Source organism: Acinetobacter lwoffii (assembly GCF_024129855.1).
Classification (GTDB): Bacteria; Pseudomonadota; Gammaproteobacteria; order Pseudomonadales; family Moraxellaceae; genus Acinetobacter; species Acinetobacter lwoffii_L.
The window spans coordinates 77,879-85,025 of the sequence record NZ_JAMXXC010000012.1; the positions used below are offsets into that span (position 1 = coordinate 77,879).

The following is a 7,147-nucleotide window of genomic DNA, read 5'->3' on the forward strand; positions in this document are numbered from 1 at the left end:
TTGGAAGACGACTTGCATGAGCGATAAGCAAACTCCTGAAAATGCAGTGGACTATAAAGCCACGCTAAACCTCCCAGGTACTGACTTTGCAATGAAAGCAAATTTGGCAGTACGTGAAGCGAAATGGTTAGAAGAGTGGTATGCCGACAACATTTATCAGCAGATTCGTGAATCGCGTATTGGCAAGAAAAAATACGTGCTTCATGACGGCCCTCCTTATGCCAATGGTCAAATCCATTTGGGTCATGCGGTCAACAAAGTACTCAAAGACATCATTATCAAAAGTCGTGTAATGGATGGTTTTGATGCGCCATATGTACCAGGCTGGGACTGTCACGGTTTACCAATCGAACTCAAAGTCGAAGAAAAAGTCGGCAAAGTCGGCGTGAAAGTAGATGCGTCTACCTTCCGTAAAGCCTGCCGTGAATATGCCTATACCCAAGTTGAACTTCAAAAGAAAGACTTCGTACGTATGGGCGTATTCGGTGACTGGGACAATCCTTACCTAACGATGAACTTCAAACAAGAAGCTGACATCGTACGTTCATTGGGTGCAATCGCGAAAGCAGGTCATATCGAGCCAGGTCTGAAACCAGTCAACTGGTGTCTAGACTGTGGTTCATCATTGGCTGAAGCTGAAGTTGAATACGAAGATAAAAAATCGGATGCAATTGACGTCGGTTTCACCGTTGTAGATTTAGCTGATTTATCTGTACGTGTAGGCGTAGAAGTTGCTGATCGTACGGACATCGTGATTTGGACAACAACGCCTTGGACGATGCCTGCTAACCAAGCGGTTGCACTCCACGCTGAACTTGAATACCAACTGGTGAAAGCAACTGGTGAAAACAAAGCATCACAAAACTTCATCCTTGCGAAATCATTGGTTGAGTCTGCAACTCAGCGTTATGGCTTTACTGCATTTGAAGTGCTTGCTGAATTCACAGGTGCAAAACTTGAGAATTTAGTTCTTCAACATCCTTTAATTGCTGAGCGCCAAGTGCCAGTGATCTTGGGTGAACACGTCACCGATGCTAGCGGTACAGGTGCTGTACATACTGCACCGGGTCACGGTGTGGACGACTATAAAGTTGGCTTACAGTATAACTTGAAAGTTGAAAACCCAGTCGGTGGTAATGGTGTGTATTTACCAACTTCGCCAATCTTCCCGGGCGAGCACATCTACAAAGCCAATCCAAAAATTATTGCAGCATTGACTGAAGCAACCAAGCTTTGGGCACATGTAGTGATCAAGCATAGCTATCCACATTGCTGGCGCCATAAAACCCCGATTATCTTCCGTGCGACCCCACAATGGTTCATCAGCATGGATGCCAAAGGTCTACGTAACAATGCCTTAAATGCGATTGAAAACGAGATCAGCTTCGTACCGGACTGGGGCAAAAACCGTATCCAGGCGATGATTGAAGGTCGTCCGGACTGGTGTATTTCACGTCAACGTACTTGGGGCGTGCCAATTCCATTCTTCGTACATAAAGATACCAATGAATTGCACCCACGTACGCCTGAACTGATTGAAGAAGTGGCTAAGCTGATCGAACAAGAAGGTATTGATGGTTGGTACAACCGTGATGCCCGTGAGTTCATTGGTGATGATGCTGAACAATACAATGCTGTGCGTGACACGCTAGACGTTTGGTTCGACTCAGGTACAACGCATTATGCAGTACTGCGTGAACGTGAAGAATTGACTGATCCTGCTGATTTGTACCTTGAAGGTTCAGACCAACACCGTGGTTGGTTCCAATCCTCATTGCTTACCTCGATTGCGATTAATAAACGTGCGCCATACAAAGGCTTGTTAACGCATGGTTTCGTAGTGGACGAGAAAGGTCGTAAGATGTCGAAGTCGATCGGTAACGTGATCACCCCACAAGACATCATTAAAGATATGGGTGCAGACGGCTTACGCTTCTGGATCGCATCTGCGGATTACCGTTATGAAATGACCGCAGGTAAAGAAATCTTTAGCCGTGCGTCTGACGGTTACCGTCGTATCCGTAACACGCTTCGTTTCTTACTTGCTAACCTCAATGGTTTCAAACCATCAACAGATGCGCTTCCTGTAGATCAATTGATCGCACTCGATCAATACATCCTGCAACGTGCTGCTGAAGTGCAAGAAACCATTAAAAAAGCATACGAAGATATGAACTTCCATATCGTCACCACTGCTTTAACGAATTTCTGTATCAACGACTTAGGTGGTTTCTACTTAGATATCATCAAAGACCGTCAATACACTACTAAAGCGGATTCACAAGCACGTCATTCTGCACAAACTGCGTTGTATCACTTGGTACAAGCATTCGTGCGTTGGATGTCACCAATCCTGAGCTTTACTGCACAAGAAGCTTGGCCGTTAATTCCTGAGCAATCAGAGAAATACGTGTTCACGGCTGAATGGTATGACATTCCTGTGGCTTCAACTGCAAATGTAGTACCTGAAGCTGAATGGCAAACGCTCATTGCTGTGAAATCTGCAGTAAACAAATTCATTGAAACTGCACGTACCGCGAAAACTGTCGGTTCTAACTTGTCTGCCAAAGTTGAACTTTGGGCAAATGCCGAATTAAAAGCAGTGCTAGATAAGTTAAGTGATGAGCTTCGTTTCGTACTGATCACATCACAAGTGATCGTGAATGCATTTGATGCAGCACAAGGTGAAGCATCTGATCTTGAAGGCTTGAATGTGAAAGTGTCTGCAGCGGATGGCGAAAAATGCGTACGTTGCTGGCATGTATTACCAGATGTAAATACACATTCTGCACATCCTGGTCTATGCGGTCGTTGTATCATCAACCTTCCTACAGGCCAAGGCGAAGAGAGAAAATATGCCTAATACCCACACCAAAAAGGGCTTATTCCAGTTCTATCCACATAATTTATGGTGGGTTGGACTGGCCATTCTGGCGATCATTCTGGATCAATGGACCAAATGGATTGCAGTGACAAATCTGAACTATGCAGATCCTGTTCCTGTGCTGCCCTTTTTAAATTGGACACTGCTACATAACTATGGCGCTGCCTTTAGTTTCCTGTCCGATGCCGGTGGTTGGCAACGCTATTTCTTTACTTCACTGGCAGGTTTAGTGTCTGTAATCTTTGTGTTTTGGCTGATGCGCATGCCAAAAGACATGAAAATTTTACCATTGGCGATTGCCCTGATTCTGGGTGGTGCCATCGGTAATTTAATCGACCGGGTCAGCCTCGGCTATGTAGTCGATTTTATTCATGTGTATTACCAGAACAGCCACTTCCCTGCGTTCAATATCGCAGATAGTGCTATTACTGTAGGCACTATTCTGATGCTGATTGATACCTTTTTCTTAGAAAAACATCGAATTCAACGGGCGCAAGCACAACATGACTGATTTTATTCATCCTAACGAAGAAACCCGGGTTGCAGACGGTTCTAAAGTCGAGCTGCACTTTTCTGTCGCAATCGAAAATGGCGTAGAAATTGACAATACCCGTAGCCGTGAAGAACCGATCAGCCTGGTGATTGGCGATGGCAATTTACTGCCTGGTTTTGAAAAAGCACTGTTTGGTTTACGTGCCGGTGACCGTCGTACGGTGAGCCTGCCTCCAGAAGATGCTTTTGGTCCATGGAATCCAGAAAATATCCAGAAATTTGATACGGTGAAGTTCGGAGAACGTCCGATCGAAGGTCACATGATCGAGTTTGAAGACAAGGCCAAAGCCACCCTGTATGGCGTGGTGAGATCGGTGAATGATGACATCACTGAAGTGGACTTTAACCATCCATTGGCAGGCAAAAACATCACCTTTGAAGTGGAAATCTTTAAAGTGACACCTGCGGGTCAGCAAGGCATTAAACTGATGTAAACATCAGCTAATTATCTGATTTTGAAAAAGCTCTTTCGGGAGCTTTTTTATATTCCGGATACAAATCATCTCTAGTCACCTTCCTGAAATCTGATTAATTTAATTTGATGATCAGACCCGAAGAAAGGATGAAACATGAAAATTTATATTGTGGTTGGGAGTGTGCGTGAGGGACGTACCGCGATTAAAGTGGCGCACTGGGTACTGCAGGAAATTAAAAGTTATGCCTTTAGCACTTTAGAAACTGAAATTGTCGATCTAAAAGAATGGGATCTTCCGCTGTTTTCTGGTGCTCATCCCCCATTGACCGGGATTTATGATCAGCCCAAACAGCAAGACTGGGCCGACAAGATTGCGCTTGGCGATGCCTTTATTTTTGTCACGCCTGAATACAATCATGGCTATAGCCCTGCCCTGAAAAATGCCCTGGATTATCTCGGCAAGGAATGGCAAGGCAAACCGGCAGCTTATATTGGTTATGGTGCGACTAACGGATCACGTTCGATTGACCAGATTCGTCAAGTCGGCACTCAACTTGGACTGGTGGATACCAATGCCGTGATTGAAATCCGGGACATCTTTGCGCGCAACAAAGATTATTCCTTCCAAGGCAATGAATTTGATAATAAAAACTTAAAAGCTGTGGTGGATAGACTGATTCAATATGTCAGTGCTTAATGACTGGACGACAGTCCTGTACGTTTTAGCCTACATGCAGCGCAGAGTTTGGCCGCTATGCGGTCGTTTTATGCGAGGCTATAGTCAGTACATAGACAGACAGGAAGTCTGCAAAGCGATACGACAACAATAAAAAGCGCCAATCAACAGGACGTTGACAGATTAGACAGGAGTCAGATCTGAGAAGCAAATCCAGAAAAGCCTCGACAGGATGTTGAGGCTTTTCTGTTTAAACTTTAGATTTAACGTGACTACTGATCTGGATGCATCAGACATCAACCTTAAACCCGAGATCAACATCACAGGCGGCTTGTCCTCCTCGAATCCCCCAATTTTCCAATGCACTTTCTCTCAGATGAATCAAAATATGATCTGCAGGAATACCGATTTCCCCGAGACTTTTGACCATCTGCTGATACAAATTGCGCTTGGTCTCCAGACAGCGTCCAGCAAAACAGTCAATACTGATCAAGGTAAAATATTCAGGCTGAGCTAAATGACTCATATACTGAAAACGATGCGCTTCATGCACGACCAGACGAATATTACGATCATATTCAGGTAGCTGAAAGGCAGTTTTCACACAATGAAATACGCTGTTAAGCAATTGTTCCTCAACTGCTTGAGGATATTGTTGGCGAACTTCAATTTAAATCGTAGGCATAGGAGTTTCCTTTTTATTATTTTATCGACATTTTTATTTATATCAGTTGATGCATATCAAAAGAGTATTCTCTCGCTAACATACAGCAAAATCACCATCCCTATTTGTAATTTGATCGGATGATCATTTTAAAACAGTATTTTTGAATTTATCTTTTTAAAATTTGGCTGTCGGCTTTGACCTACAATCTATGCAGCCAAACTGCCCTATTGCGCTGTATCGCTTCAGGCTATATTCAGATCATACCAAGACAGGAAGTCTTGTAAGAAAAATAAAAAATTCACGTAGCAGGATGCTGATCGGTATAACAGATATTATACCTTTAACAGAATATGAAAAGGCCTTCACAGGATGTAGAGGCCTTTTTCTTTCATGTCAGCATCAGCTTAAAAATCCTTTCATTCAGAGGGTCAGCTCATGCTGCGTTATTCCACCTTTCAATAACTCATTTTCAGATAAGCATCCTAAAAGCAGAGGATTAAGGTGCTGTCATTTTTAACAAACCGGCTTGCGAACCATCTTGAATCACCCACAGTGAACCATCCTGTGCCTGAGCAACCCCGCGAATCCGCTCTTTCATATCCAGACGCTGAACTTCTTTCACTGGAGTCTGGTTCGTATCCACAATCACAATCGCTTTGGAAGACAGACCGGTCGCAATCGCTTTATTTTTCCATTTCGGGAAGACATTAGCCGTATAAAACATTAAATCTGAAGGAGAAATTACCGGAGTCCAATCCAGTACCGGGGCTTCAAATTCAGGTCGGGTACTGTGGTCAGGAATCGGCTTGCCATCATAATGATCGCCATTGGACACTAACGGATAACCATAATTTTTAGCTTTGACAATCTTGTTCAGTTCATCGCCGCCTTTCGGTCCCATTTCGATCACCCAAAGCTGCCCTTTCGGATCAAAAGCCATGCCTAGAGGATTACGATGTCCAAGACTCCAGACCTGCTGGGCAATTTTACCCTGAGTCATAAACGGATTATCGGCAGGGATTGAGCCATCATCATTCAGGCGAATAATTTTACCGGCGTTGGATTGCATATCCTGTGCAGGGTTGAATTGCTGACGTTCTCCTGAACTGATCCATAACTTACCATCCGACCCGAATACAATCCGATGGGCATAATGTCCCTGGCCTGAAAATTTCGGCACTTGCGTCCAGATCCGTTCAATTTGTGTGAGTTGAGGAGTGGCTTGATTTAAGTTTAATTTACCCCGGATCACCACTGCACCATATCCGCCTTGGCCTTGTTCAGCATAGCTCAGATATACCCACCGATTCTTTGCAAAATCTGGATGTAAAGCAACTTCGCCTAAGCCACCCTGGCCTCCATATGCGACTTGAGGTATGCCTTTAACTTCAATTTTTTTCTTGGTTTTTGGATCAAAGAGCTGCAATTTTCCTTTGCGCTCAGTAATTAATAGTCGGCCATCCTTTAAAGTAGTAATCGCCCACGGCTCATTAAATTGAGCAACCTGTTCAACCTTATATTTTTGCAAGTTAGAAGAGACTGCATCCGATTTGGCAGTTGATGTAGATACCTCTTGACTACTTCTAGAAGATGAATTCTCTGCATGACAGGCAGTAAATGCTAAAGCACAACAACTGAGTAGAATTTTTATTTTAAATTGCGACAACATTATCTTCTCCATACTGATTTATTGTCCAAATTAACATCAAGATACAGAGTTTCTGGTCTAAATTCAGCATAGAAAAGTAAATAAATATATTTTAAAAATTATAAATAGAATTTATTTTAATAAAGAATTAGTGTCTAAGCTTTCCACTAAATCCCACGCATAAAAAAAACACCCCCTGCGTTAGCAGAGGGTGTTTTGGAATAATGAGCTGGCGATGACTTACTCTCACATGGGTAACCCCACACTACCATCAGCGCTAAGAGGTTTCACTTCTGAGTTCGGGA

General features: G+C 43.5%; 6 protein-coding genes and 1 rRNA gene. 4 read left to right on the forward strand and 3 right to left on the reverse strand.

The genetic code is table 11. The annotated features are described in order from the left end of the window. Positions 1 to 16 precede the first annotated feature (16 nt). The 4 genes from ileS (at position 17) to NI465_RS10455 (ending at position 4,548) form a co-directional block, all read left to right on the forward strand. On the forward strand, positions 17 to 2,863 hold the full coding sequence (gene ileS / locus NI465_RS10440; protein ID WP_253145208.1) for an isoleucine--tRNA ligase: 2,847 nt from the start codon (positions 17 to 19) through the stop codon (positions 2,861 to 2,863). Next, positions 2,856 to 3,395, forward strand: a complete 540-nt coding sequence (gene lspA, locus NI465_RS10445) for a signal peptidase II (RefSeq protein WP_004281218.1) — start codon at positions 2,856 to 2,858, stop codon at positions 3,393 to 3,395. Before ileS ends, lspA begins: the two co-directional genes overlap by 8 nt. Next, complete coding sequence (locus NI465_RS10450; RefSeq protein ID WP_253145210.1) at positions 3,388 to 3,870, forward strand: FKBP-type peptidyl-prolyl cis-trans isomerase; 483 nt, start codon at positions 3,388 to 3,390, stop codon at positions 3,868 to 3,870. The genes lspA and NI465_RS10450 overlap by 8 nt, the downstream gene beginning before the upstream one ends. 135 nt (positions 3,871 to 4,005) lie before the next feature. After that, a complete protein-coding gene (locus tag NI465_RS10455; RefSeq protein WP_004281216.1) occupies positions 4,006 to 4,548 on the forward strand; it encodes an NADPH-dependent FMN reductase in 543 nt (180 codons plus the stop codon). Positions 4,549 to 4,816: 268 nt separating this feature from the next. Here the strand turns inward: NI465_RS10455 and NI465_RS10460 are convergent, their stop codons facing one another. The 3 genes from NI465_RS10460 to rrf form a co-directional block, all read right to left on the reverse strand. After that, positions 4,817 to 5,155, reverse strand: coding sequence for a tautomerase family protein (locus tag NI465_RS10460; protein ID WP_005094882.1), 339 nt, complete (start codon positions 5,153 to 5,155; stop codon positions 4,817 to 4,819). 535 nt (positions 5,156 to 5,690) lie between these two features. After that, positions 5,691 to 6,863, reverse strand: a complete 1,173-nt coding sequence (locus NI465_RS10465; RefSeq protein WP_253145212.1) for a PQQ-dependent sugar dehydrogenase — start codon at positions 6,861 to 6,863, stop codon at positions 5,691 to 5,693. A gap of 206 nt (positions 6,864 to 7,069) precedes the next feature. After that, positions 7,070 to 7,147, reverse strand: a 5S ribosomal RNA gene (gene rrf, locus NI465_RS16845); the annotation flags it as partial.